Source organism: Streptomyces sp. NPDC100445, assembly GCF_044759735.1.
In the GTDB taxonomy this organism is placed as follows: Bacteria; Actinomycetota; Actinomycetes; order Streptomycetales; family Streptomycetaceae; genus Streptomyces.
The window spans coordinates 113,038-137,704 of record NZ_JBIVZV010000002.1; the positions used below are offsets into that span (position 1 = coordinate 113,038).

The following is a 24,667-nucleotide window of genomic DNA, read 5'->3' on the forward strand; positions in this document are numbered from 1 at the left end:
CCCGGCCCCCTGCCGGGCCGGGGCCCCCGGGCACTAGATTCGGGTCATGGCGGACACGAAGCGCGAGAACGAGCGCAAGTACGAATCCGACGGCGACGACCTGCCCGACCTGACCGGTGTCGCCGGAGTGGCGGCCGTCCTCGACCGGGGCCCGGCCGAACTCGACGCCACCTACTACGACACCGCCGACGAACGCCTCGCCGCGGCCTCGATCACCCTGCGCCGCCGCACCGGCGGCTCCGACGCCGGCTGGCACCTCAAGCTCCCGGTCGCCCCCGGCGTCCGCGACGAGATCCGCGCACCGCTCTCCGACACCGTCCCCGAGGAGATCGCCGCCCTCGTCCGCTCCCGGGTCCGCGACCGGGAGCTCATCCCCCTCGTGCGGCTGCGCTCCGTCCGCGACGTGCGCCACCTCGTCGACGCCGACGGCACCCTGCTCGCCGAGGCGAGCGTCGACACCGTGACCGCCGAGCGCCTCACCGGCGCGGGCGGCACCGCCCGCTGGACCGAGACGGAGGTGGAACTCGCCGACGGCGGCGACCCCGCCTTCCTCGACCGGGTGGACAAGAAGCTCCGCAAGGCCGGCGTCCGCCCCTCCGGCTCGCCGTCGAAACTGGCCCACGCCCTGGAGCGCACCGGCGGCCACCGGAACGACACCGGCGCGCCCCCGGCCCCCCGCACGGCCGGCGACCACGTCCTCGCCTACCTCCGCGCCCAGCGGGACGCCCTGGTCGGGCTGGACCCCGCCGTGCGCCGCGGCCTCCCCGACGCGGTGCACCGGATGCGCGTCGCCACCCGGCGCGCCCGCGGCACCCTGCGCTCCTTCCGCGACGTGCTGGACAGCGCGGTCACCGGCCCCCTGGGCGGCGAGCTGAAGTGGCTCGCGGACGAGCTGGGCACCGGCCGGGACCAGGAGGTGCTGGCCGACCGCCTGACGACCGCCCTCGCCGCCCTGCCGACCGGCCTGGTCGCGGGCCCCGTCCCCGAACGCCTCGCCGTCTGGGCGGACCCGCGCCGCACCGGCACCCACGCCCACCTGACCGGCATCCTCGACTCCCGCCGCCACCTCGCCCTGCTCGACCGCCTGGACGCCCTCCTCGCCGATCCGCCGCTGCTGGAGGCGGCCGGGAGGAAACCGGCGAAGGTCCTCGCCAGGGGTGTGGCGAAGGACGAGAAGAAGGTGACCCGGGCCGTGCGGGACGCGCTGCGCCTGCCACCCGGCGAGGAACGCGACCTGGCCCTGCACGAGGCCCGCAAGAAGGCCAAGCGCACCCGCTACGCGGCCGAGGCCGCCACCGCCGCCCTCGGCGCGCCCGCCCGCACCCTGGCCAAGGACATGAAGTCCCTCACCACCCTCCTCGGCGACCACCACGACAGCGTCATGGCCCGTCGCGCCCTGCGCGAACTGGCCGCGGTGGCCCACGCGGCGGGGGAGAACGCGTTCACCTACGGGGTGCTGTACGGCGGGGAGGAGGCGCGGGCGGCCGCCGCGGAGGCCGAGCTGCCCGCGCGGTGGCGCCGGACCGGGACCGGGGCGTCCGGCTGAGCGTGCGGGCCGGGCGCCCGGGCGGGTTACGCTGAAGGGTCCCCCCTGTCAGCTCATGAAGGTTCGCGAGATGCCTGTCGAGTCGGTTTTCCCGCAGCTCGAAGCTCTGCTCCCGCACGTGCAGAAGCCGATCCAGTACGTCGGCGGCGAGCTCAACTCCACGGTCAAGCCGTGGGACGAGTGCGATGTCCGCTGGGCGCTCATGTACCCCGACGCGTACGAGGTCGGTCTGCCCAACCAGGGCGTCATGATCCTCTACGAGGTCCTCAACGAGCAGAAGGGCGTCCTCGCCGAGCGCACCTACAGCGTGTGGCCGGACCTGGAGGCGCTGATGCGCGAACACCGGGTCCCGCAGTTCACGGTGGACAGCCACCGCCCGGTGAAGGCCTTCGACGTGTTCGGCATCAGCTTCTCCACGGAGCTGGGCTACACCAACATGCTCGCCGCCCTCGACCTGGCGGGTATCCCGCTGGAGTCCAAGGACCGCACCGTCGACGACCCGATCGTCCTGGCCGGCGGCCACGCCGCCTTCAACCCCGAGCCGATCGCCGACTTCATCGACGCGGCCGTGATCGGCGACGGCGAGCAGGCCGTGCTGGACATGACCCGCGTCGTCCGCGAGTGGAAGGCGGAGGGCCGCCCCGGCGGGCGCGAGGAGGTGCTGCTCCGCCTGGCGAGGACGGGCGGGGTGTACATCCCGGCGTTCTACGACGTCGAGTACCTCCCCGACGGCCGCATCGCCCGCGTCGTACCGAACCGGAGCGGTGTGCCCTGGCGGGTGTCCAAGCACACCGTCATGGACCTGGACGAGTGGCCGTACCCCAAGCAGCCCCTGGTGCCGCTGGCCGAGACGGTCCACGAGCGGATGTCGGTGGAGATCTTCCGCGGCTGCACCCGCGGCTGCCGCTTCTGCCAGGCCGGCATGATCACCCGCCCGGTCCGGGAACGCTCCATCACGGGCATCGGCGAGATGGTCGAGAAGGGCCTGAAGGCCACCGGCTTCGAGGAGGTGGGCCTGCTCTCCCTGTCCTCCGCGGACCACACGGAGATCGGTGACATCGCCAAGGGCCTGGCGGACCGCTACACGGACGACAAGATCGGCCTGTCGCTGCCCTCCACCCGCGTCGACGCCTTCAACGTCGACCTGGCGAACGAGCTGACCCGCAACGGCCGCCGCTCGGGCCTGACCTTCGCCCCCGAGGGCGGCTCGGAGCGCATGCGCAAGGTCATCAACAAGATGGTCTCGGAGGAGGACCTGATCCGGACGGTCGCCACCGCCTACGGCAACGGCTGGCGCCAGGTGAAGCTGTACTTCATGTGCGGCCTGCCGACGGAGACCGACGAGGACGTCCTCCAGATCGCCGACATGGCGATGCACGTCATCCAGAAGGGCCGCGAGGTCTCCGGCGCCAACGACATCCGCTGCACGGTGTCGATCGGCGGCTTCGTGCCGAAGCCCCACACCCCGTTCCAGTGGGCGCCCCAGCTGTCGGCGGAGGAGACGGACGCCCGGCTGGAGAAGCTCCGCAACAAGATCCGCGGCGACAAGAAGTACGGCCGCTCGATCGGCTTCCGCTACCACGACGGCAAGCCCGGCATCGTCGAGGGCCTGCTCTCCCGCGGCGACCGCCGGACCGGCGCGGTCATCCGCGCCGTCTACGACGACGGCGGCCGCTTCGACGGCTGGCGCGAGCACTTCTCCTACGACCGCTGGATGGCCTGCGCGGACAAGGCGCTGGCCCCCTTCGGCGTCGACGTCGACTGGTACACCACCCGTGAACGCGCCTACGAGGAGGTCCTGCCCTGGGACCACCTGGACTCCGGTCTCGACAAGGACTGGCTCTGGGAGGACTGGCAGGACGCCCTCGACGAGACCGAGGTCGACGACTGCCGCTGGACCCCGTGCTTCGACTGCGGCGTGTGCCCGCAGATGGACACCTCCATCCAGATCGGCCCGACCGGCAAGAAACTCCTCCCCCTGACGGTCAAGAACGCGACCCCGACCCCGACACCGGGCGGCCACACGCACTGAGGCCGGGGCGCCTGGCCCGGGTCAGGGCAGGGTCAGGTGGTCGTCCAGCCAGTCGAAGACCCGTTGTTCGAACAGGGCGCGGCCCATCGGCTCGCAGTGCAGGTGGGCGCCCTCCTCCTCGGTGAAGCGGACCAGCCGTTTCGGGCCGGGCAGTAGGTCGTACAGCTCCCGGGCGGCGCCCGGCCAGAAGTGCTCGCCGTCCGGGTCGGTGATCAGCAGCGGGGTCGTGATCCGGTCGGCGACGGCGGTGACGTCGTACCGGGAGACCTCGGTGAGCAGGTCGAACGGTGAGTCGATGCCGTAGGGCCGGGCCCGCCAGTGCCAGGTCGCGGCCAGGGCCGGGTCCTGGGCGAGGCCCTCGCGCAGGACGCCGTCGAAGGTGTCGCGGTCACCGGACTCCCACAGCCCGCGCAGTTCGGGGCCGAGCTGGTGCCACCAGCTGTCCACGACGCGGACCACGCCCGGATCGGCGACCGCCGCGGCGATCCGGTGCTCGAAGGCGAGCGCGCGCGGCACCCAGTAGCCGGCCTGGCTGACCCCGGCCAGCGCGATCCGCCGGGCGTCGGTGCCGGGGCGGGCCAGCAGGAAGTCGGTGACCGGGGTGATGACGTGCTCCCAGTCGGGCCGGAAGGGCACCCCGCGGTCGAAGAGCATCGACTGCTGGCCGGGGCCGTCGAAGAGCAGGACGCGGTAGCCGCGGGCCGCCGCCGGTGCGCCCAGCATCGTCCACACCGAACTGAGCGGGCCGTCGCTGCCGTTGTTGGCGATCAGCGTGGGCAGCGGGCCGGAACCGCCCGGCGGGTCGACGAGGTAGCCGGGCAGGGTGGTGTCCCCGTACGGGATCGAGACCGGCTCGGCGGGCGGGTCGCAGGCCCGCAGGAAGCGGTCGAACCAGGTCCGGTGCTCCCGGAACAGCTCGGCCGGCCGCCCGGCCGGGCCCGCGACCGCGTCGGCGGCGACCAGGGCCGTGCCGGCGTACCCGGCGGCGCGCAGCCAGCCGTCCCGCGCGCTCACCGTCCGCCCCTCGGCCGCGCTGTGCCCGGCCCGTTCGGCGGTCCTCGCGGCCAGCTCCGCCCAGGCGGTGAACCACCGCTCCCCGTCGCCGTCCGCCACGGCGGCGGCGGTGGCCAGCACCTCGCCCGCGTCGGCGCCCCCGTGCCGGACCGAGCCCAGGGCGAGCCGTGTCTCGTAGTCGAACTGGACGTCCTCGTTGAACCGGGACCGGGACGGGCAGGTCATGGCGGCTCCCTGGCAGCTCGTACCGATCGGCCCCGCGCCCCCGCACTCCCACGCTAGGGCGCCCGTGTCCGGGCCGCACGACGGGCGGCATGCGGCGCCGTGACGGCACGATGGAGGGGAGGGGCGGCCGCGTACCCGACGGGAGGCGTTCCCATGGCTCAGCAGACGGCGGCGAAGGCCCCGCCGAAGAAGCCGGTGAGCAGCGGCGGCGTCTTCTTCTCGTTCGCCCCGTGGATCATCTTCGGTGTGGTCGCCAGCCCCTCCACCTGGGAGTACGCGGCGCTCGCCGCGCTGGTCGCGGCGGTCGTGCTGTCGGGGCGGGACATCCTGAACGGCAGGCTCCGCCCCCTCGACATCACCGGCATCGTGTTCTTCGCCGTGCTCTCGGTCCTGGCGCTGGCCCTGGGCCGCGGGCAGTTGCTCTGGCTGGAGACGTACGCCCAGGTGATCTCCAACGGGTTGGTGGCCGTGGTGGCGCTCGGCTCGCTGTTCGCCGATCCGTTCACCGCGCAGTACGCCCGCGAGTCCTCTCCCCGGGAGGTGTGGGACTCGCCCGTCTTCAAGCACATCAACAGGGTGCTGACGGCGGTGTGGGGCACGGTCTTCGCCCTGATGACCGTCTCGACCTGGCTGGCCGTCCGGTACCCGGCCCAGGACGACTGGTTCAACTGGGTCGTCCCGATCGTCCTGCTGGTCGGCGCGGTGAAGATCACCGAGCACTATCCCGAGGCGTACAAAGCGCGGGTGCTGTAGCCGGATCCGAACGGGCGGGCCCGGCGTCTATCCGGGTATGGACCTCCGCAAGCCGCCCCCAGAGCCGCCCCAGCCCGAAGGATGCCTCGTCGTCGCCGTCCGCCTGCCGGTACGGATCGTCGTGCTCGTCCTGGTCGTGCCGGTGCGCATGGTCTGGGACGCCCTCGTGGCCACCGGGCGGCTGCTGCGGGACGCCGTCCTCAGACCGCTCGGACGGGCCCTGCTGTGGCTGGCCCGGGCGGTGTTCGTGTGGCCGCTGGTGGGCCTGTGGCGGTACCTCCTGGTGCCCGCCGCCCGGGCGTCGGCCTGGCTCGCGGCGGTCCTCGTCGCCGTGCCGGCGGTGTGGCTCTACCGCTGGGTCCTCACCCCGGTGGGGCATGCCCTGACCTGGCTCGGACGCGGGGCCGGCGCCGTACTGGCCTGGGTGTACGCGCGCCTGCTCACCCCGGCCGGGCACGCGCTGGCCCGGCTGCTGACGGCCGTCGGCGCGGTGCTCGCCCTCCTCGGGACCGGCACGTACACGGCCGTCGCCTGGCTGGCGCGCCACCTGCTGGTCGTACCCGCCCGGTGGCTGTACACCTGGCTCCTCGCCCCCGCCGGCCGGGCCGTCGCCTGGTGCGTACGGGGTCTCGGCCGGCTGCTGGGACTGCTCGTCACCGGTGCCGGCCTGGCCCTGTACTGGACCGGCCGCACCCTGCTCGTGCTGCCCGCCCTGGTGCTGTGGCGCCGGGTCCTCGTGCCCGTCGGCCGGCTCCTCGTCGTCGTCGCCCGGGAGGTGGGGGACGCCCTCGGACACGCCTGGCGCGTCGCCGGGCGGATCTCCCGGGCCGTCGGACGGGCGCTGGGGACCCTCTTCCGGTGGATCCTCGTGGAGCCGGCGCGCCGGGTGTACCGAGGCGTCCTCACCCCGGTGGGCCACGTGGTCCGCGATGCCGTCCTGCGGCCCGCCGCCGCCGGGGCGCGCGCCGTGGGCCGGGCCGGCCGGGAGGCCCTGGCCTCGGCCCGCGCCACCGTGCGGCAGGCCCGCGCCGAGGCCCGCCGGATGCTGTTCGGCGCGCCCCGTCCGCCCGTCCCGGTGGACCGGCGGGAACCCTCGGGCGCCGCTGCACGTAGTCTTGGTAGCAGTACGACCGCTCTCACGAAGGACTAGGACACTGGGCAAGCGACAGCCCGAAGGCCCGCCGCCCGCACCCGCGGTGCAGCGCATCCGACTGCGCTACACCAAGCGCGGCCGCCTGAGGTTCACCAGCCACCGAGACTTCCAGCGCGCCTTCGAGCGCGCGCTGCGCCGCGCCGAGGTGCCCATGGCGTACTCGGCGGGGTTCACGCCGCATCCGAAGGTGTCGTACGCCAATGCCGCACCCACCGGCACGGGCAGTGAGGCGGAGTACCTGGAGATCGCGCTGACCCAGGCGCGCGACCCGGAGACCCTGCGCGTCCTCCTCGACGAGTCGCTGCCCACCGGGCTCGACGTCATCGACGCGGTGGAGGCGCGGACCCCCGGTCTCGCCGACCGACTGACGGCCTCCGTCTGGGAGCTGCGGCTGGACGGGGTCGACCCGGCCGACGCGGAGCGCGCGGTCGCCGCCTTCGCCGGCGCCGACACCGTCGAGGTGCGGCGCACGACCAAGAACGGCGTCCGCACCTTCGACGCCCGCTCCGCCGTGGTGAGCCTGGACACGCACGGAACGCCGGCCGATAGGCCGACCGACCAGCCCTGTGCGATACTGCGGCTGGTTGTTCGGCACGTGACGCCTGCCGTACGACCCGACGACGTCCTGTCCGGTCTCCGCGCCGTGGCCGACCTGGCGCCGCCGGTCCCCGCTGCGGTGACCAGGCTGGCGCAGGGGCTGCTCGATGAAGAGACCGGCACGGTGACCGACCCGCTCGCGCCCGACCGCGAGGCAGCACAGGCCCTCACGGCCGTACCTGCTGCCGCCGCGACGGCGCCGACGCCGGAAGGTCCCGCGTAGGGACGGACGTCGTAGCGCCGCCCTCGTACTCGGGAGCCACCTGGGTCGGGCAGCGCACCGACCAGAAGACTTTCGCCAGGCCGTACCGACAAGGCGTACGGAACCGGCGAGACAGGACACAGAGTGCTCCCGTGCGGCGCCCGCGCCCCGGACGGCGGCCACCGCGTATCACGCGGGCCGCGGACGTCAACGGCGGACGGTCCCTGAGACCGCCGGCGGACCAGGCGCGGCGCCCGGGAGCCTGACGGGAGAAACGCCCGCATGCTCGAGCCGACCGAACCCACCGAGGGTTCCGAACTCAACACTCCGAGCGACACCCTGCCGCCGCGCAGGCGTCGCCGTGCCGCATCCCGCCCGGCGGGACCGCCCGCCGGGCCCGCCGAGGCGACCGGCGAGGTCACCGTGCCGGCCGTACCGGCCGCGGAGGCGGACGAGGTGGCCGCGGTCACCGACACCGCCGAGTCCCCCGGGGACACCGCACAGGTGCCCGCCGAGGAGGCCGCGCCGGCGCGTCCGCGCCGCCGGGCCACCCGCCGGGCGTCCGCGCCCGTGGGCTCCCCGGCGCTCGCCGCGACGGCGGAGACCGTCGTACCGGCCGCGTCCGCGGACGCGGAGCCGGAGAACCCGGAGAACCCGGAGAACAGCGTCCCCGAGGCCGGCGCGGTCGTCGTCGGCGAGGAGGCCGCCCCGCGCCGCACCCGCCGCCGGGCCACCCGCAGCGTGTCCGCCCCGACCGAGGGCGCGACGAGCGCCCCGCCGGCCGCGCGGACGAACGAGACCACCCGAACCCCTGACGCCGCTGCCGCGGAGGAGCCCTCCGTGACGGAACAGCCCGCAGAGGAAGCCGCCCCGCGCCGTACCCGCCGCCGGGCCACCCGCAGCGCGTCGACGGCGGCCGAGGCCGCTGTCACGCAGGAGCCGGCCGTGACGGAGCAGCCCTCCGTGACGGAGGAGTCCGCGCCGGAGCAGCCGGCCGAGGAGACCGCTCCCGCCGGGCGCCCGCGCCGTCGCGCCACCCGCCGGGTGTCCGCGCCCACCGGCGCGCCCGCGTCCGCCGAGACCGTGGTCCCCGCCGCCGACGCCGGGGCGGTCCAGGAGGCCCCCGCCGAGGAGGCCGCCCCCGCCGTGACCGACACCCCCGAGGCCCCCGCCGCGCGTACGCGTCGCCGGGCCACCCGCCGGGTGTCCGCGCCGGCCGGTGCCCCTGAAGGTGCCGTGGAGGCGGCGGCCGTCGTGGAGGCCGCCCCGGTCGCGCAGGAGGCGCCGGAGGTGTCCGAGGTGCCGGCCGCCGAGGAGGCCGCGCCGGCCCGTACGCGTCGCCGGGCCACCCGCCGGGTGACCGCGCCCGCCGCCGACCCGTCCGCGACCGAGGAGGCCCCCGAGGCCGCCCGCGCGGAGGAGTCCGCGACCGAGACCCCGCAGGCCCCCGCCGAGCCCGCCCGGGCGGAGCAGGCTCCCGCGCCGGCCGCCGCCGAGGCCCAGCGCCGCACCCGCCGCCGGGGCGAGCGGGCCGCGTCCGGGTTCGCCGAGCCCGCGCGGCCGGCCGCCGCCGCGTCCGCCGAGGACGCCGACGGACCCCGCCGCCCCGCCCGTCCCGCCGTCGCCGTCTTCCAGGCGCCGGTGTTCACCGAGCCCCGCTTCCAAACCCCGGAGCGCGCCGCCGCCGAGGCCGCGGCCTCCGTCGCCGCCCCCGAGGAGCCGGAGGAGGCCGAGGAGTCGGAGGAGTACGCGCAGGAGCGCGCCGAGACCGGCCCGCGCCGCCGCCGTCGCCGCCGGGCCGCCGCCGAGGAGACCCGGCCGGCCCAGCCCGCGACCGAGGCCGCCGCCGACACCGACGACGACGAGGCCGAGGACGCCGACGAGGCCGCCGAGGACCTGGCCGACACCGAGGACGGCGACGACACCGAGGGCGCCGACGGCTTCGAGGAGTCGGGCTCGCGCCGCCGTCGCCGCCGTGGCGGACGCCGCCGCCGCCGCGGTGACGCCGCCGACGGAGAGGGCGCCGACGCCGAGGGCGACGAGCAGGCCGCCGAGCAGGCCGCGCAGGACGCCGAGGACACCGCCGAGCAGGAGGAGGAGGACGCCGACGACGCCCGGGGTGACGACTTCGCCGGTTCCAGCTCCAGCAGCCGCCGCCGTCGTCGCCGCCGTCGCCGGGCCGGTGACACGGGCGCCGAGCCCGAGCCGTCCGTCGACGACCCGGAGCGCACGGTCGTCAAGGTCCGCGAGCCGCGCAAGCCGAGCGAGCCGTCCGACGAGGTGCAGTCCATCAAGGGCTCGACCCGTCTGGAGGCCAAGAAGCAGCGCCGCCGCGAGGGCCGCGAGCAGGGCCGCCGCCGGGTTCCGATCATCACCGAGGCCGAGTTCCTGGCCCGCCGCGAGGCCGTCGAGCGGGTGATGGTCGTCCGTCAGCACGGCGAGCGCACCCAGATCGGCGTGCTCGAGGACGGGGTGCTCGTCGAGCACTACGTCAACAAGGAGCAGTCGACCTCGTACGTCGGCAACGTCTACCTGGGCAAGGTCCAGAACGTGCTGCCGTCGATGGAGGCCGCCTTCATCGACATCGGCAAGGGCCGCAACGCGGTGCTCTACGCCGGTGAGGTCAACTTCGGGGCGCTGGGCATGGCCAACGGGCCGCGCCGCATCGAGTCCGCCCTGAAGTCCGGCCAGCCGGTGCTCGTGCAGGTCACCAAGGACCCGATCGGCCACAAGGGCGCCCGCCTGACCAGCCAGGTCTCCCTGCCCGGCCGCTACCTCGTGTACGTGCCCGAGGGCTCGATGACCGGCATCAGCCGCAAGCTGCCCGACACCGAGCGGGCCCGGCTGAAGACCATCCTCAAGAAGATCGTCCCCGAGGACGCGGGCGTCATCGTGCGCACCGCCGCCGAGGGCGCGAGCGAGGAGGAGCTGCGCCGCGACGTCGAGCGGCTCCAGTCGCAGTGGGAGGACATCCAGAAGAAGGCCAAGAACGGCGGCGGCTCCAACGCGCCGACGCTGCTCTACGGCGAGCCGGACATGACCGTCCGGGTCGTCCGGGACATCTTCAACGAGGACTTCACCAAGGTCATCGTCAGCGGTGACGAGGCCTGGCAGACGATCCACGGGTACGTCGCGCACGTCGCGCCGGACCTGGCCGGGCGGCTGTCGAGGTGGACGTCCGAGACCGACGTCTTCGCCACCTACCGGATCGACGAGCAGCTCGCCAAGGCGCTGGACCGCAAGGTCTGGCTGCCCAGCGGCGGTTCGCTGGTGATCGACCGGACCGAGGCGATGGTCGTCATCGACGTCAACACCGGCAAGTTCACCGGCCAGGGCGGCAACCTGGAGGAGACGGTCACCAGGAACAACCTGGAGGCGGCCGAGGAGATCGTGCGCCAGCTGCGACTGCGCGACCTCGGCGGCATCATCGTCATCGACTTCATCGACATGGTGCTGGAGTCCAACCGCGACCTGGTGCTGCGCCGCCTGCTGGAGTGCCTGGGCCGGGACCGTACGAAGCACCAGGTGGCCGAGGTCACCTCGCTGGGCCTGGTGCAGATGACCCGCAAGCGGGTCGGCCAGGGCCTGCTGGAGTCCTTCTCCGAGACCTGCGTCCACTGCAACGGCCGGGGTGTCGTGGTCCACCTGGACCAGGCCACCGCCAACGGTGGCGGCGGCAAGCGCAAGAAGCGCGGCCGGGGCGGCGACGTCCAGGAGCACGTGCACGAGACCGCCGCCGTGGCCTTGGAGACCGGCGAGGACGTCGAGCCCGAGGTGGAGACCGCCGTCGAGGTGGCCGCCGAGGCCGCCGAGCCGGTCGCGCTGCCCGGGCCGGAGTTCGCGCCGGACGAGGAGCTGTACAGCAGCGTCGCCGAGGCGGAGGCGGCGGCCACCCGTGGCCGTTCGCGCCGCCGGTCCGGCCGCCGGGCGTCGGCTCCGGCGGGCACGCCGAAGCCGGAGCGGACCGAGCGGACGTCCCGCGCCGAGCGCGCGGAGCGTGCCGAGCGGGCCGAGCGCGAGGAGGCCGCCGAGCGGGAGGCGACCGGGTACGCCGCCGAGGCCGCCCCGGCCCCGGTTCCCACCGCGCAGCACGTCACCGCCGACGAGGCGGCGGCCCGTCCGGTGCTGCCGGAACCGGCCGCCGAGGCGCTGGCCGAGCCCGCGGCCGCCGAGGACCAGGTGGTCCCGGCGCCGCAGGCCGAGGCCCCGGTGGCCGACGAGGCCGCGCCCAAGGGCCGTACGCGCCGTCGGGCGACCCGGAAGGTGTCGGCCCCGGCCGGTTCCCCCGCGGGTGCCGAGGCGGCCGTCGTGACGGTGCCGGAGGCCGCGCCCGCGGCCGCGGCGCCGGCCGAGCCGGTGGCCCCCGAGGCCCCGGTGGCCGAGGAGGCGCCCGCGCCCGCCGAGGCCGCCGCGCCGGCCCGTCCGCGCCGCCGTGCGGTGCGCAAGGCCACCGCGCCGACCGCGTCCGAGGAGGCGGCCGTCGTGGTCGTCCCGTCGGTCCCGGCGGAGGCCCTGGCAGCCGAGGGCCCGGCGTCCGAGGTCCCGGCGGCCGAGACGCCGGTGTCGGAGGAGGTCGTGGCGGAGGCCGCGCCGGCCAAGAAGACCGCCCGCAAGGCGGCGGCCAAGAAGGCCCCGGCGAAGAAGGCCACCGCGGCCAAGAAGACCGTGGCCAAGAAGACGGCCGCGAAGAAGACGACGGCCAAGAAGGCGACGAAGACCGCCAAGACGGCCGCCGCGAAGTCGACGGCGAAGAAGACCACCACGGTCCCCACCGCCGAGGACGAGGGCTGACGCCCACGGGTGTGCGGCCGGTCCGAGTGACCGGCCGCACACCCGCGGGGCCCGGTTTGACCCCCTCGGCCGCGGCCCCGTAACCTGGACCGTCGGCGTGTCCGCTGACACGCCACATCCCCGTAAACCTTCTTCCTCCCGGACGCCATGCGGGCCGGGAGAGGTCGTCCGTGCTGTTCTCGGGCGGCTGGCCTGCGGGGGTGCCGTTTCTTCGAGCGAAAGTGAGATCCGCGTGTACGCCATCGTGCGCAGCGGTGGTCGCCAGCACAAGGTTGCTGTCGGCGACATCGTTGAGGTTGACAAGATTTCCACTGCCAAGGTTGGCGACACGGTCGAGCTCTCGACCCTGCTCGTTGTCGACGGCGAGTCCGTGACCAGCGACCCGTGGGTCCTGGCCGGTATCAAGGTCCAGGCCGAGGTCGTGGACCACCACAAGGGCCAGAAGATCGACATTCTGCGCTACAAGAACAAGACGGGCTACCGCCGTCGTCAGGGCCACCGCCAGCAGTACACGGCGATCAAGGTCACGTCGATCCCCGCGGCTGCGAAGTAAGGGACTGAGGAGAAATGGCACACAAGAAGGGCGCATCGTCCACCCGGAACGGTCGCGACTCCAATGCCCAGCGACTCGGCGTGAAGCGCTTCGGCGGTCAGGTCGTCAACGCGGGTGAGATCCTGGTCCGCCAGCGCGGCACCCACTTCCACCCCGGCGCCGGTGTCGGCCGCGGTGGCGACGACACGCTGTTCGCCCTCCAGGCCGGTGCGGTGGAGTTCGGCTCCCACCGTGGCCGCAAGGTCGTGAACATCGTTCCGGTCGCCTGAATCGTCTGATTCACGGCATCGACCGAACATCTCGCGAGGCGGACCTCACTTCCCGGTCGGGAAGGCGGGTCCGCCTTTCGCGTGTTACCTAGAAGACAGATCCGCACGTTTCTGGAGGCACTGAACCATGACCACCTTCGTGGACCGCGTCGAACTGCATGTCGCCGCGGGTAGCGGGGGCCACGGCTGTGCCTCCGTCCACCGTGAGAAGTTCAAGCCGCTCGGCGGCCCCGACGGCGGCAACGGCGGCCGGGGCGGCGACGTCATCCTGACCGTCGACCAGTCGGTGACGACGCTGCTGGACTACCACCACTCCCCGCACCGCAAGGCCACCAGCGGCAAGCCCGGTGAGGGCGGCAACCGCTCCGGCAAGGACGGCCAGGACCTGGTCCTGCCGGTGCCGGACGGCACGGTCGTGCTGGACAAGGCGGGCAACGTCCTCGCCGACCTGGTCGGCCACGGCACCTCGTACGTCGCCGCGCAGGGCGGCCGGGGCGGTCTCGGCAACGCGGCGCTGGCCTCGGCCCGCCGCAAGGCGCCCGGTTTCGCGCTGCTCGGCGAGCCCGGTGACACCTCCGACATCGTCCTGGAGCTGAAGACCGTCGCCGACGTGGCCCTCGTGGGCTACCCGAGCGCCGGCAAGTCCTCGCTGATCTCCGTGCTCAGCGCGGCCAAGCCGAAGATCGCCGACTACCCGTTCACCACGCTGGTCCCGAACCTGGGCGTGGTCACCGCCGGCTCCACCGTCTACACCATCGCCGACGTGCCCGGTCTCATCCCCGGCGCCAGCCAGGGCCGCGGTCTGGGCCTGGAGTTCCTGCGGCACGTGGAGCGGTGCAGTGTGCTGGTGCACGTGCTGGACACGGCCACCCTGGAGTCCGAGCGCGACCCGGTCTCCGACCTCGACACCATCGAGGAGGAGCTGCGGCAGTACGGCGGGCTCGACAACCGGCCCCGGATCGTCGTCCTGAACAAGGTCGACGTGCCCGACGGCAAGGACCTCGCCGAGATGGTCCGCCCCGACCTGGAGTCGCGCGGCTACCGCGTCTTCGAGGTGTCGGCGGTCGCCCACATCGGCCTGCGGGAGCTGACCTTCGCGCTCGGTGAGCTGATCGCGACGGCGCGCGCCGCCCGGCCGAAGGAGGAGGCGACCCGGATCGTCATCCGGCCGAAGGCCGTGGACGACGCGGGCTTCACCGTCACCCGTGAGGAGGTCGGCGGCGAGCTGCTGTTCCGGGTGCGCGGCGAGAAGCCCGAACGTTGGGTGCGCCAGACCGACTTCAACAACGACGAGGCCGTCGGCTACCTCGCCGACCGGCTCAACCGCCTCGGCGTGGAGAGCGAGCTGATGAAGGCGGGCGCCCGCTCGGGCGACGGCGTCGCCATCGGCCCCGAGGACAACGCGGTCGTCTTCGACTGGGAGCCGACGGTCATGGCCGGCGCGGAGATGCTGGGCCGCCGTGGCGAGGACCACCGCTTCGACGCGCAGCGGCCCGCCGCGCAGCGCCGCCGCGACAAGGAGGCGGAGCGCGACGACGCGCTGCGGGAGTACGACGACTTCGACCCGTTCGAGTAGGGGCGCCCACCGCCGGCCGGCCCGGGTGACCGGCCGGGTGAACGGCGGGGACGACCGCGGTGACGGTGGGGGCGACCTCATGTCACCTGGGTGAGTCGAACAGTGCGGTACGCGGAGGATCCTGGTCCTCGGCGTACCGCACTTCTTTTTCTCCCCACAGCCGCACCGAACGCGCCACCCCGCTCACCCGGTGGACGCGGACGCCGACGGCCGGGCCGGACCGGCCGTCGGCGCGCCGGGGGAGAACGCGAGGGCCGGGGCGGCGGGTGCTGCGCGGGGACCGGCCCCGGGCTTCACGCCGAGCGACTCGTCCGGCTTCGGGAGCGGCACGTCCGGCGCGCGGTGGCGGCGGGCGCACGGCTGCGGGCCGGTCTCGTTCCCTGATCCGTACGCGGCGGCCTGATTCCGACCTACCGTCAGACCCGTTGTGGCGCGAGGGTTTTCCCGTGCCGCGACGGGTCTTCTGTTGTCTCCCCACTTGTCATGCTCGCGAAGGGTGTCGTTCAACAGTCGGGTCGTCCGGCCGTGGCAACTTCCGCATGTCCGAACCGACCGTCCACGAGGCCACTGTGGCAAAGGGAGCCAGCGCATGACCCCACCATCGCCCGACCGCCGCCGCTTTCTGACCGCCGGGGCCGCCGTGCTCGGCGCCGCCGCCTCCGCCCAGCTGTGGCTGCCCGGCACCGCCCGCGCCGCCGGCGCCCCGCTGCCCGACGGCGTGTTCACCCTCGGCGTCGGTTCCGGCGATCCCCTGCCCGACGGCATCGTGCTGTGGACCAGACTCGCGCCCGACCCGCTGGCCGGCGGCGGCATGCCCGACGCGGTCTTCCCCGTGGAGTGGGAGATCGCCGAGGACGAGCGGTTCCGCAGAACCGTCCGCCGGGGCACCGCCCAGGCGGGCCCGGAACTCGGTCACAGCGTCCACGTCGACGTCCGGGGCCTGCGCCCGGACCGCGCGTACTGGTACCGCTTCCGGGCGGGCGACCAGCTCTCGCCCACCGGCCGCACCCGCACCGCCCCCCACCCGCACCGGCGGGGCGGCTCGCTGCGCGTCGCCCTCGCCTCCTGCCAGAACTGGCAGCACGGCTATTTCACGCCGTACGCCGACATGCTCGCCCAGGACCCCGACTTCGTGCTGTTCGTCGGGGACTACATCTACGAGTCGGCGCCGTCCGCCACGGCCGTGCGCCGGCACGAGGGCAAGGGCGAGCCGTACACCCTCACGCAGTACCGCAACCGGTACGCGCAGTACCGCACCGACCCCGACCTGGCCGCGATGCAGGCGAACGCGCCCTGGGTGGTCACGTTCGACGACCACGAGGTGGACAACGACTGGGCCGGCGAGATCCCGCAGGACCCGGACAAGCAGTCGCACGACGCGTTCGTGGCCCGGCTCACCGCGGCCTTCCAGGCGTACTACGAGCACATGCCGGTACGCGCCACGGCCGTCCCGGACGGCCCGCACATCCAGATGTACCGTCGCCTGGAGTTCGGCCGGCTGGCCCGGCTCAACGTCCTGGACACCCGGCAGTTCCGCAGCGACCAGGCCACCACCCAGGAGGGCGCCGAGTCCCCGTCGCAGACCATGCTCGGCGCCGAGCAGAAGCGGTGGCTGCTCGACGGGCTGCACGACTCCCCGGCCCGCTGGAACCTCATCGCCTCGCAGATCATGATGGCCGAGACGGACCTGCTGCCCGGCGACGGCAAGCTCTGGTACTACGACGCCTGGGACGGGTACCAGGTCGAACGCAACGCCCTGCTGGAGGAGTTCGCCGACATCCGCAACCCGGTCGTGCTCAGCGGCGACCGGCACCTGACCATGATCAGCGACCTCAGGACGGACTACGCCGACCCCGACTCCGACGTGGTCGGCGCCGAGTTCGTCGGCACCTCCATCTCCAGCAGCGGGGACCAGGACCAGGACGCCTTCCACCGGCAGTGGGACCCGCTGAAGGCGGACAACCCGCACTGGAAGTTCATCGACGCCCACCGCGGCTACCACCTCTTCGACATCCGCCGCGACGGCATCGACGCCCGGGTCCGGGTCGTCGACACGGTGCTGAAGCCGCAGGCCACGGCGAGCACGCTGGCCACCCTGCGGGTGGAGTCGGACGAGCCGGGCGTCACGCTCGTGTGAGCCGGCGCCGGTCCGCCGGAGCCCGGGACGCGTCCGTGTCCCGGGCTCCGGCGCGCCCGGGACACGGACGCGTCCCGGGCCCCGCGCGTCCGGGAGGCGCACGCGGAAATCCGCGGTGACCGGAATGCCACGGGATCCGGCGCCGTAATTCCCCGGCGAAAAGCATGCCCGAAGAGCTGTATTTCCCGTCTTGTCCGGGGCGGTGCCGTGCCGTATTCGAGGACCGCGTGCGGGCCCGGCCGACCCCCGGGCCGACCGCTCGGGGATCGCTCCGGGGGGCCGTGCGGCGGGACGGCGCGGGTACCCGGGTACCGTCGTCCCGAGCGGCCGCGTCGGCACCGAACACCTCGCCCGGCCCACCTGTGGACTTACTCACAGCAAATTCACGGGGGTTCACAGTGGCCGCGCTCAATCACCGGGGGTGCAAGGTGAATGACAGATGGCGCGCACATATGCGTAGGAGGTCGCTCACCTTGCACTGCGGTTACCCGAAGTGGGACCATTTCACGGTTCCCTGTCGCCCCAAGGTAGGTCACCTGTGTCCCAGCACATAGCCAAGCCCCGTACCACCGCAGTCATCCTGGCCGGTGGCACCGGTCAGCGGGTGGGTCTGTCGATCCCCAAGCAGCTGCTGAAGATCGCCGGCAAGGCAGTCATCGAGCACACCCTGACCACCTTCGAGAACGCCGACTCGATCGACGACATCATCGTGCTGATGGCCCCGGGCTATGTGCCGGACGTCGAGAAGATCGTCGCCAAGGCGGGCTTCACCAAGGTGAAGAAGGTCATCGAGGGCGGCGCGACCCGGAACGAGACCACCGAGCGCGCCATCAGCGCCCTCGGCGAGGGCCTGGCCGAGGGCGAGGACCGCAACGTCCTCTTCCACGACGCGGTGCGCCCCCTGCTCTCGCAGCGCGTCATCGACGACTGCGTGGCCGCGCTGGAGCGCTACCAGGCCGTGGACGTCGCCATCCCGTCCGCGGACACCATCATCGTCACCCGCACCCACGGCGAGGACGGCGAGTTCATCACCGAGATCCCGGACCGCTCCCGGCTGCGCCGCGGCCAAACCCCGCAGGCCTTCAAGCTGTCCACGATCCGCCGCGCCTACCAGGTCGCCGCCGGTGACCCCAACTTCCAGGCCACCGACGACTGCTCGGTGGTCCTCAGGTACCTGCCCGACGTCCCGATCCACGTCGTCGCGGGCGACGAGTACAACATGAAGGTGACCCAGCCGGTCGACGTCTTCATCGCCGACAAGCTGTTCCAGCTCGCCTCCACCGCCGCGCCCGAGCAGAACGGCGAGGAGGCCTACCGCGAGCTGCTGACCGGCAAGACGGTCGTCATCTTCGGCGGCTCCTACGGCATCGGCAAGGACATCGCCGAACTCGCCGGGTCCTACGGCGCGCACGTCTACGCGCTCGGCCGCTCCACCACCGGCACCCACGTGGAGAACCCGGAGGAGGTCGACGACGCGCTGTCCAAGGCCTACGCCGAGACCGGCCGGATCGACTACGTCGTCAACACCGCGGGCGTGCTGCGCATCGGCAAGCTCGCCGAGACCGACAACGCCACCATCGAGGAGGCGCTGAAGGTCAACTACCTGGCCCCGGTGCAGATCGCGCGCTCCTCCTACAAGTACCTGTCCGAGACCAAGGGCCAGCTGCTGCTCTACACCTCCAGCAGCTACACCCGCGGCCGCGCCGAGTACTCCCTCTACTCCTCCACCAAGGCCGCCATGGTGAACCTCACCCAGGCGCTGTCCGACGAGTGGGCCGGCGACGGCATCCGCGTGAACTGCATCAACCCCGAGCGCACCGCCACCCCGATGCGCACCAAGGCCTTCGGCCAGGAGCCCTCGGGCTCGCTGTTGTCCTCCGAGGCCGTGGCGCGCACCTCGCTGGACGTGCTGCTGTCGGAGCTGACCGGCCACGTCATCGACGTCCGCCAGCAGGACCCGACCGCGGGCGCCGCCCGGGCCTCCGGCTTCGAGCAGGCGCTGGCCTCGGTGCTGGACCGTCAGGACGGCGTGTAATAATCGAGGGTAATTAAGCTTTTCGGAATTCAGGCCTCTGTGGGTGCCCGTTCACCGGGTATTCGCAGGGGCCTGTGTCCGTACCGCACAATTCACCGGCATCTCCCGGCATTTCAGAACAAAACCGGCACTCTCCCCTCCCAGAGCAGGTTCTCCGTGATATCCACCGCTATTCGCGTCGCCCGGGTGGGCAGCGCGGCCGAGCTGGCAGCGGCGGCCCTCGTGATGCTGGGCTTCCCGGCCCTCATGCTGGCCGCGCTCGTCCCGAGCGTTCCCGCCTTCGCGGCCCTGGCCGCCGTGACGTACCTGGCGGACCACTATCTGCACCGCAAGGGCAGCTACCTGGTCAACCGTCTCAGCAAGGTCAGGGCGGGCCTGTCGATCCGCTTCCTGATCCGCCAGCTGCTGCTGGTCCTGCTGCTGGCCCGGCTGTCCCTCTCCGACGACCTGATCTTCTACGGCGCGGTCGCCTGCTTCATCGCCTTCTACGGCCTCCAGGCCCCGCACGGCGCGCTGGTCACCCTGATCCGCAACCGCCGCCGGATGCCGGTCGCCACCCGCAACGTCGACCTGAAGTCGCGCATCCGCATCCCGGACGCCCCGCCGCGCCGCCTGCTGCACCGCTCCGCCGAGAAGATGCTGCACCTCGACCTGTTCGCGGTCGCCGGCATCCTGGTCTCCGCCGAGGCGGGCTCCGCCGTCGCCGGCTTCACCGGCGTCGGCCTCACCGCCGGCCTCGGCTGCCTGTACGTCCTCGTGCTGGTGCCGTACGTGCGCGGCGCGAAGACCCCGCCGAAGGCCGACGTCGTCCTCGCCGCCGTCGACGACTGGCTGGCCGCCTACCGGCCCGAGACCGTCCTGTACTTCTCCGGCTCCCGCGACTCCGCGTACCAGGTCAACATGTGGCTGGAGACGATGGAGCAGCTCGACACCCGGCCGCTGATCATCCTGCGCGAGCGCGCCATCCTGAACAACCTCGCGCCCACCACGGTCCCCGTCATCTGCGTGCCCGGAGGGGTGCACCTGATGAACCTGGACCTGTCCACCGTGCGCGTCGCGCTCTACGCGGCCAACGTCGGCAAGAACATCCACCTGCTGCGCGTGCCCACCATGAAGCACGTCTTCATCGGCCACGGCGACAGCGACAAGCTGGCCAGCGTCAACCCGTACAGCAAGGTGTACGACGAGGTGTGGACCGCCGGCCGCGCCGGCCGCGACCGCTACGCCATCGCCGACGTCGGCGTCCGCGACGACGACATCGTCGAGGTCGGCCGCCCGCAGCTCGCCCCCATCCGCCCCTGGCAGGGCGTGCCCGGCGACCGCATCCCGACCGTGCTGTACGCCCCCACCTGGGAGGGCTGGGACGGCAACCCCGGCAACACCTCCATCGTGCTCGCCGGCGAGAACATCGTGACCCGGCTGGTCACCGCCGACCCGCCGGTCCGCGTCCTGTACAAGCCGCACCCGTTCACCGGCACCGTCAGCAAGGACGCCAAGGCCGCCCACCAGCGCATCATGGCCCTGGTCGAGAAGTCCGCCGCCGAGCGTGCCGCCGACCCCCGGTTCACCGTCGACACCGCCGCCGTCGCCGCGGCCAGGGCCGAACTGGCCCGTGTCGAGGCCCGGCTCGCCGAGCTGGCCGCCGCCGGCGGCACCAAGGGCGACGAGGCCGTGGCCAGCCGCGACGGCATCGTGGACGTGCGGCGGCACGAGGAGATCGCCCGGCTGCGCGCCGAGTGGAACACCGCCTACTGGCGCTCCTTCCCGTCCTACGAGCACCGCGTCATCACCGGCGCCCAGCCGCGCCTGTACGACTGCTTCAACGTCTCCGACGCGATGGTCTCGGACATCTCCTCCGTGGTCTCCGACTTCATCGCCAGCGGCAAGCCCTACGCCGTCACCGACTCCGGCGAACTGGGCGCCGAGGAGTTCAGGCGGCAGAACACGGCCGTGCGCGCCGCGGTCGTCCTGACCAACAGCGCCGCCGAACTGGGCGGTCTGCTGGACGCCGTGCGCGACCCGGCCGCCGACCCGCTCGCGGACGCCCGCACCGAGCTGAAGCAGTACCTGCTCGGCCCGGACGAGCCGAAGTCGATCGACCAGTTCAACGCCGCGGTCGGCGACCTGGCCCTCAAGGCCGAGGCCCGCAACGTCGGCCAGGAGTCCCGGCTCGGCGCTGCCAACGCCGACCCGGCCGAGTCCGCCGAGCTGACCAACGCGCTGCCGGGCCAGCGCGCCGCGTCGGCCGGCGACACGGACGGCGTGAACGCGGGCTGACCGCCCCCGCAGCCCCACCGGGCCCCCGAGGCACACGCCTCGGGGGCCCTCGTCTTGCCCGGCTCTTAACCGGAGCCGCACGGCTCTTAACCGAAGCCGAACGGCTCTTACCGCGTCGGCATAGTGTCCTGTGATGTGCGGCACTCATCACCCTGGGTGGGGCAACCGCTTGCCCTGGGTGCCCGTCTAACTGTTTGCGATTGAGGCGATTCGGGGGAAAAATTCCGTGACTAGGGGGAAGTGTGACCGTCGTGACGCAGCCTGATGTGAGCGTGATCATCGGGGCGTACGAAGCAATGCCGTACCTGGTCGAGTGCCTGGCATCCGTCGAGGCGCAGACCATCGACCCGGGGCGGATGGAGGTCATCGCCGTCGACGACGGCTCGACGGACGGCACGGGGGAGTGCCTGGAGGAGTTCGCGGCCCGCGTGCCGATACCGGTCACCGTGATCCGCCAGGAGAACTCCGGCGGCCCCAGCGGCCCGCGCAACGTCGGCCTGGCCAAGGCGACCGGACGCTACGTGTTCTTCCTCGACGCCGACGACCGGCTCGGCCCCGAGGCGCTGGAACGCATGGTCGCCATGGCCGACAAGAACGGCACCGACGTCGTCCTCGGCCGGGTCGAGGGCGTCAACCGCACCGCGCCGAAGTCCATGTGGGGCCAGACGCTCGACCGGACCGACGTGTTCTCCTCGAACATCAAGTTCACGCTGAGCGCGCAGAAGCTGTTCCGCCGCGCCCTGCTCGACCGGCACGGCATGCGGTTCGACGAGTCGCTGTGGACCGGTGAGGACGCCGTCTTCACGCTGGAGGCCTACCTGCGGGCGGACGGCGTCTCCGTCGTCGCCGACTACACCTGCTACTACCTGGTCGGTCGCGACGACGGCAAGCACGTCACCAAGACCGGCGGCTACGCGCTGCGCTTCGACTCCGCGCGCGCCCTGATGAAGCTGATCGCCGACATGGTCCCGGCCGGCGACAGACGCGACCTCCTCATGGTCCGGCCGTTCCTCATCACCCTGCTGCCGCAGTTCGGCCCCAAGTTCCTGACCGACGACGAAGAGGTCAGGCGGCACAAGTTCGAGCTGGCCGAGCCGCTGATGGAGGCCTACTGGACGCCCGGCGTGGCCCGCCGGCTGAAGGTCCATGAACGGCTGCGGCTGCACCTGGTCGCCATGCAGCGGGCCGACCTGCTGCTGGACGTCGTCAAGTTCGTCAAGGCCAAGAAGCAGGCCGCCGCCGTCCTGGAGAAGCGCGGCACCCGCCTCTACCTCGTCTATCCGCACTTCCGGTCCCCGAAGGCCGGCATCCCCGACGAGATGTACCTCGCCGACGCCCGCGAGGCCCGCGCCTTCGAGGGCTACCGCGAGGCCGCCGCCAACTCCTTCCCGCGCCGGGCTCTGCGCAAGATCCGCCGCATGCTCCCGAGCAAGGGCTTCGGCGCAGCAGCGGCCTGACGGCCACCCCCGACCACCCCTGACACGGCCCCGGCCCCGGCCGCGCCCGTCCCGGCCCCGGCCCGGCCGGGTCAGGGCGGCCGATACCGCCGGCGCCGGGCCGGTTGCACGGGTGCCGATCGGTCCCACGGCGCCCGACCGGTCGGGTCCGGGACAGTGGTCAGGTCCGGGCGGTGGCGTGGCTTCGGCCCGACCGCGGGGCCCCACGTCCGCTCCGTCCCCGGCCCGCCCCGGGTCGGGCGCTGTCCGCGCAGCGGACCGTCGGACGTGCGGGGGTTCCGTTCGCGTAGATTGCTGCCACGCGCGAGGAAGTGGAGACAGCACGTGGCAAGGGCAAGGCAGGCCGTGGGCGAGGCCCGCAGGATCGTCGTCAAGGTGGGCTCCTCGTCGCTGACGACCGCCGCGGGCGGCCTGGACGCCGACCGCGTCGACGCCCTGGTGGACGTCCTCGCCAAGATGCGCGGCGGCGGGGAGAAGGAGATCGTCCTGGTCTCCTCCGGCGCCATCGCCGCCGGCCTCGCCCCGCTGGGCCTGCGCCGCCGCCCCAAGGACCTCGCCCGCCAGCAGGCCGCGGCCAGCGTCGGCCAGGGCCTGCTCGTCGCCCGCTACACCGCCTCCTTCGCCCGCTACGGCGTCCGCGTCGGCCAGGTCCTGCTCACCAGCGACGACATGAGCCGCCGCGCCCACCACCGCAACGCGTCCCGCACCCTGGACAAGCTGCTCGCGATGGGCGCCGTCCCGGTCGTCAACGAGAACGACACCGTCGCCACCGACGAGATCCGCTTCGGTGACAACGACCGCCTCGCCGCCCTCGTCGCCCACCTCGTCCACGCCGACCTCCTGGTGCTGCTCTCCGACGTCGACGGCGTCTACGACGGTGACCCCGGCAAACCCGGCACGTCCCGGATAGCGCAGGTCAGGGGCCCGGAGGACCTCGCCGGCGTCGAGATCGGCAGCACGGGCCGGGCCGGCGTCGGCACCGGCGGCATGGTCACCAAGGTCGAGGCGGCCCGCATCGCCGCCGCCGCGGGCATCCCGGTGGTGCTGACCAACGCCGTCCACGCCGCCGACGCCCTCGCCGGCGGCGACACCGGCACCTACTTCCACCCCACCGGCAAACGCTCCGCCGACCGCCTCCTCTGGCTCCAGCACGCCTCCACCCCGCAGGGCGCCCTCGTCCTGGACGACGGGGCGGTGGACGCGGTCGTACGGCGGCGCACCTCCTTGCTGCCGGCCGGGATCGCCGCCGTGGAGGGCGACTTCAACGCCGGTGACCCCGTCGAGCTGCGGGACGCGACGGGCCGGGCGGTGGCCCGTGGCCTCGTCAACTTCGACGCCAAGGAGATCCCCCGGCTGCTCGGGCGTTCGACCCGCGAGCTGGCGCGAGACCTGGGCCCGGCGTACGAACGCGAGGTCGTACACAGGGACGACCTGGTGCTCCTGCACGGGTGACGCTCGCAAGACCGCTCGGACGGCGGACCACGCGGACCGACCCCGGTGGGGGACGTTCCGTAAAACCCCCACGCGCGGGCGTGCGGCCTGCTCAACTTTGTCCCGGGGACATGTTGAGGGGACACGTTCCGCACGGCAGGCGAGGCATGCGTGAAGGAGGCCGTCGTGAGACGAGCGCGCCCTGGGACGGCGTCCCGCGGTGCTCTGACGAGCGTCGCGGTCGGGGACACCTATGAGGAGCCCAAGGACCTGCCCCGGCTGTGGCACGTCACCCTCAGCGTCTCCGGCGGGGAGGTCCCGCTGCCCGAGCTGAGGCGGGCCCTGGAACAGCTCGCCCACGACCACCCCTTCCTCCTCACCAGCAGATACGCGACCGATCACGCCGAGATCCGGTACTGGGAGGAGGCCCGCGACCTGCACGACGCCGCCGCCGTGGCACTGCGTCTGTGGGGTGAGCACCGCCAGAGCGCCGGGCTGCCGCCCTGGGAGATCGTCGGCCTGGAGGTCATCGACCGCGAGACCTACCACCACCGCATCGCCGAGGGCTACGGCCCCGCCCCCGCGACACCGGTCGGCGTGCACCCGTTCTGATCCGGCG

At 73.2% G+C, this 24,667-nt stretch carries 16 protein-coding genes; 15 read left to right on the top strand and 1 reads right to left on the bottom strand.

The window, feature by feature from the left end:
* Positions 1 to 46: 46 nt before the first annotated feature.
* Positions 47 to 1,546 (top strand): CHAD domain-containing protein, encoded by a 1,500-nt coding sequence (locus ACIQVT_RS05890; protein ID WP_403748202.1) that lies wholly within the window; start codon positions 47 to 49, stop codon positions 1,544 to 1,546.
* 70 nt (positions 1,547 to 1,616) lie between these two features.
* Positions 1,617 to 3,578, top strand: coding sequence for a TIGR03960 family B12-binding radical SAM protein (locus ACIQVT_RS05895; protein ID WP_403748204.1), 1,962 nt, complete (start codon positions 1,617 to 1,619; stop codon positions 3,576 to 3,578).
* Between the two features lie 21 nt (positions 3,579 to 3,599).
* On the opposite strand, the gene ACIQVT_RS05900 is transcribed toward ACIQVT_RS05895, so the two are convergent.
* Positions 3,600 to 4,817 carry an alpha/beta hydrolase family protein gene (locus ACIQVT_RS05900; RefSeq protein WP_403748207.1) on the bottom strand — a complete coding sequence of 406 codons (1,218 nt, stop codon included), beginning with the start codon at positions 4,815 to 4,817 and terminating at the stop codon, positions 3,600 to 3,602.
* Between the two features lie 153 nt (positions 4,818 to 4,970).
* Between ACIQVT_RS05900 and ACIQVT_RS05905 the strand changes: the two genes are divergently transcribed.
* From ACIQVT_RS05905 to ACIQVT_RS05965, 13 genes are all read left to right on the top strand, one after another.
* The gene (locus ACIQVT_RS05905) at positions 4,971 to 5,570 is read left to right on the top strand and encodes a hypothetical protein (protein WP_403748209.1); all 600 of its coding nucleotides are present in this window, start codon (positions 4,971 to 4,973) and stop codon (positions 5,568 to 5,570) included.
* A gap of 37 nt (positions 5,571 to 5,607) precedes the next feature.
* Positions 5,608 to 6,720: a hypothetical protein gene (locus tag ACIQVT_RS05910; protein ID WP_403748212.1), complete on the top strand. Its 1,113-nt coding sequence runs from the start codon at positions 5,608 to 5,610 to the stop codon at positions 6,718 to 6,720.
* 46 nt (positions 6,721 to 6,766) lie between these two features.
* Positions 6,767 to 7,543, top strand: a complete 777-nt coding sequence (locus tag ACIQVT_RS05915; RefSeq protein ID WP_403748214.1) for a TIGR03936 family radical SAM-associated protein — start codon at positions 6,767 to 6,769, stop codon at positions 7,541 to 7,543.
* Between the two features lie 261 nt (positions 7,544 to 7,804).
* Positions 7,805 to 12,313 carry a ribonuclease E/G gene (locus ACIQVT_RS05920; RefSeq protein ID WP_403748216.1) on the top strand — a complete coding sequence of 1,503 codons (4,509 nt, stop codon included), beginning with the start codon at positions 7,805 to 7,807 and terminating at the stop codon, positions 12,311 to 12,313.
* Positions 12,314 to 12,545: 232 nt separating this feature from the next.
* On the top strand, positions 12,546 to 12,866 hold the full coding sequence (gene rplU, locus ACIQVT_RS05925) for a 50S ribosomal protein L21 (protein WP_403748220.1): 321 nt from the start codon (positions 12,546 to 12,548) through the stop codon (positions 12,864 to 12,866).
* A gap of 14 nt (positions 12,867 to 12,880) precedes the next feature.
* Positions 12,881 to 13,135, top strand: a complete 255-nt coding sequence (gene rpmA / locus ACIQVT_RS05930) for a 50S ribosomal protein L27 (protein ID WP_061922958.1) — start codon at positions 12,881 to 12,883, stop codon at positions 13,133 to 13,135.
* Positions 13,136 to 13,262: 127 nt separating this feature from the next.
* The gene (gene obgE / locus ACIQVT_RS05935) at positions 13,263 to 14,711 is read left to right on the top strand and encodes a GTPase ObgE (protein ID WP_403748224.1); all 1,449 of its coding nucleotides are present in this window, start codon (positions 13,263 to 13,265) and stop codon (positions 14,709 to 14,711) included.
* Positions 14,712 to 15,300: 589 nt separating this feature from the next.
* Complete coding sequence (locus ACIQVT_RS05940; protein WP_403748226.1) at positions 15,301 to 16,848, top strand: alkaline phosphatase D family protein; 1,548 nt, start codon at positions 15,301 to 15,303, stop codon at positions 16,846 to 16,848.
* A 538-nt stretch (positions 16,849 to 17,386) separates the two neighbouring features.
* Positions 17,387 to 18,883 carry a D-ribitol-5-phosphate cytidylyltransferase gene (locus ACIQVT_RS05945; RefSeq protein ID WP_403748228.1) on the top strand — a complete coding sequence of 499 codons (1,497 nt, stop codon included), beginning with the start codon at positions 17,387 to 17,389 and terminating at the stop codon, positions 18,881 to 18,883.
* A 186-nt stretch (positions 18,884 to 19,069) separates the two neighbouring features.
* Complete coding sequence (locus tag ACIQVT_RS05950; protein ID WP_403749681.1) at positions 19,070 to 21,160, top strand: hypothetical protein; 2,091 nt, start codon at positions 19,070 to 19,072, stop codon at positions 21,158 to 21,160.
* 296 nt (positions 21,161 to 21,456) lie between these two features.
* Complete coding sequence (locus ACIQVT_RS05955) at positions 21,457 to 22,617, top strand: glycosyltransferase family 2 protein (protein WP_403749684.1); 1,161 nt, start codon at positions 21,457 to 21,459, stop codon at positions 22,615 to 22,617.
* Between the two features lie 345 nt (positions 22,618 to 22,962).
* Positions 22,963 to 24,069, top strand: a complete 1,107-nt coding sequence (proB, locus tag ACIQVT_RS05960) for a glutamate 5-kinase (RefSeq protein WP_403749688.1) — start codon at positions 22,963 to 22,965, stop codon at positions 24,067 to 24,069.
* A 165-nt stretch (positions 24,070 to 24,234) separates the two neighbouring features.
* Complete coding sequence (locus ACIQVT_RS05965; RefSeq protein WP_403748230.1) at positions 24,235 to 24,660, top strand: hypothetical protein; 426 nt, start codon at positions 24,235 to 24,237, stop codon at positions 24,658 to 24,660.
* Positions 24,661 to 24,667 lie beyond the last annotated feature (7 nt).

Coding starts and splice junctions, on each gene's coding strand:
- ACIQVT_RS05895 (WP_403748204.1), top strand. CDS start 1,617: ATGCCTGTCGAGTCGGTTTTCCCGCAGCTCGAAGCTCTGCTCCCGCAC.
- ACIQVT_RS05955 (WP_403749684.1), top strand. CDS start 21,457: ATGCCGTACCTGGTCGAGTGCCTGGCATCCGTCGAGGCGCAGACCATC.
- ACIQVT_RS05940 (WP_403748226.1), top strand. CDS start 15,301: ATGACCCCACCATCGCCCGACCGCCGCCGCTTTCTGACCGCCGGGGCC.
- obgE (WP_403748224.1), top strand. CDS start 13,263: ATGACCACCTTCGTGGACCGCGTCGAACTGCATGTCGCCGCGGGTAGC.
- rpmA (WP_061922958.1), top strand. CDS start 12,881: ATGGCACACAAGAAGGGCGCATCGTCCACCCGGAACGGTCGCGACTCC.
- ACIQVT_RS05920 (WP_403748216.1), top strand. CDS start 7,805: ATGCTCGAGCCGACCGAACCCACCGAGGGTTCCGAACTCAACACTCCG.
- ACIQVT_RS05905 (WP_403748209.1), top strand. CDS start 4,971: ATGGCTCAGCAGACGGCGGCGAAGGCCCCGCCGAAGAAGCCGGTGAGC.
- ACIQVT_RS05900 (WP_403748207.1), bottom strand. CDS start 4,817: ATGACCTGCCCGTCCCGGTCCCGGTTCAACGAGGACGTCCAGTTCGAC.
- ACIQVT_RS05890 (WP_403748202.1), top strand. CDS start 47: ATGGCGGACACGAAGCGCGAGAACGAGCGCAAGTACGAATCCGACGGC.
- ACIQVT_RS05910 (WP_403748212.1), top strand. CDS start 5,608: ATGGACCTCCGCAAGCCGCCCCCAGAGCCGCCCCAGCCCGAAGGATGC.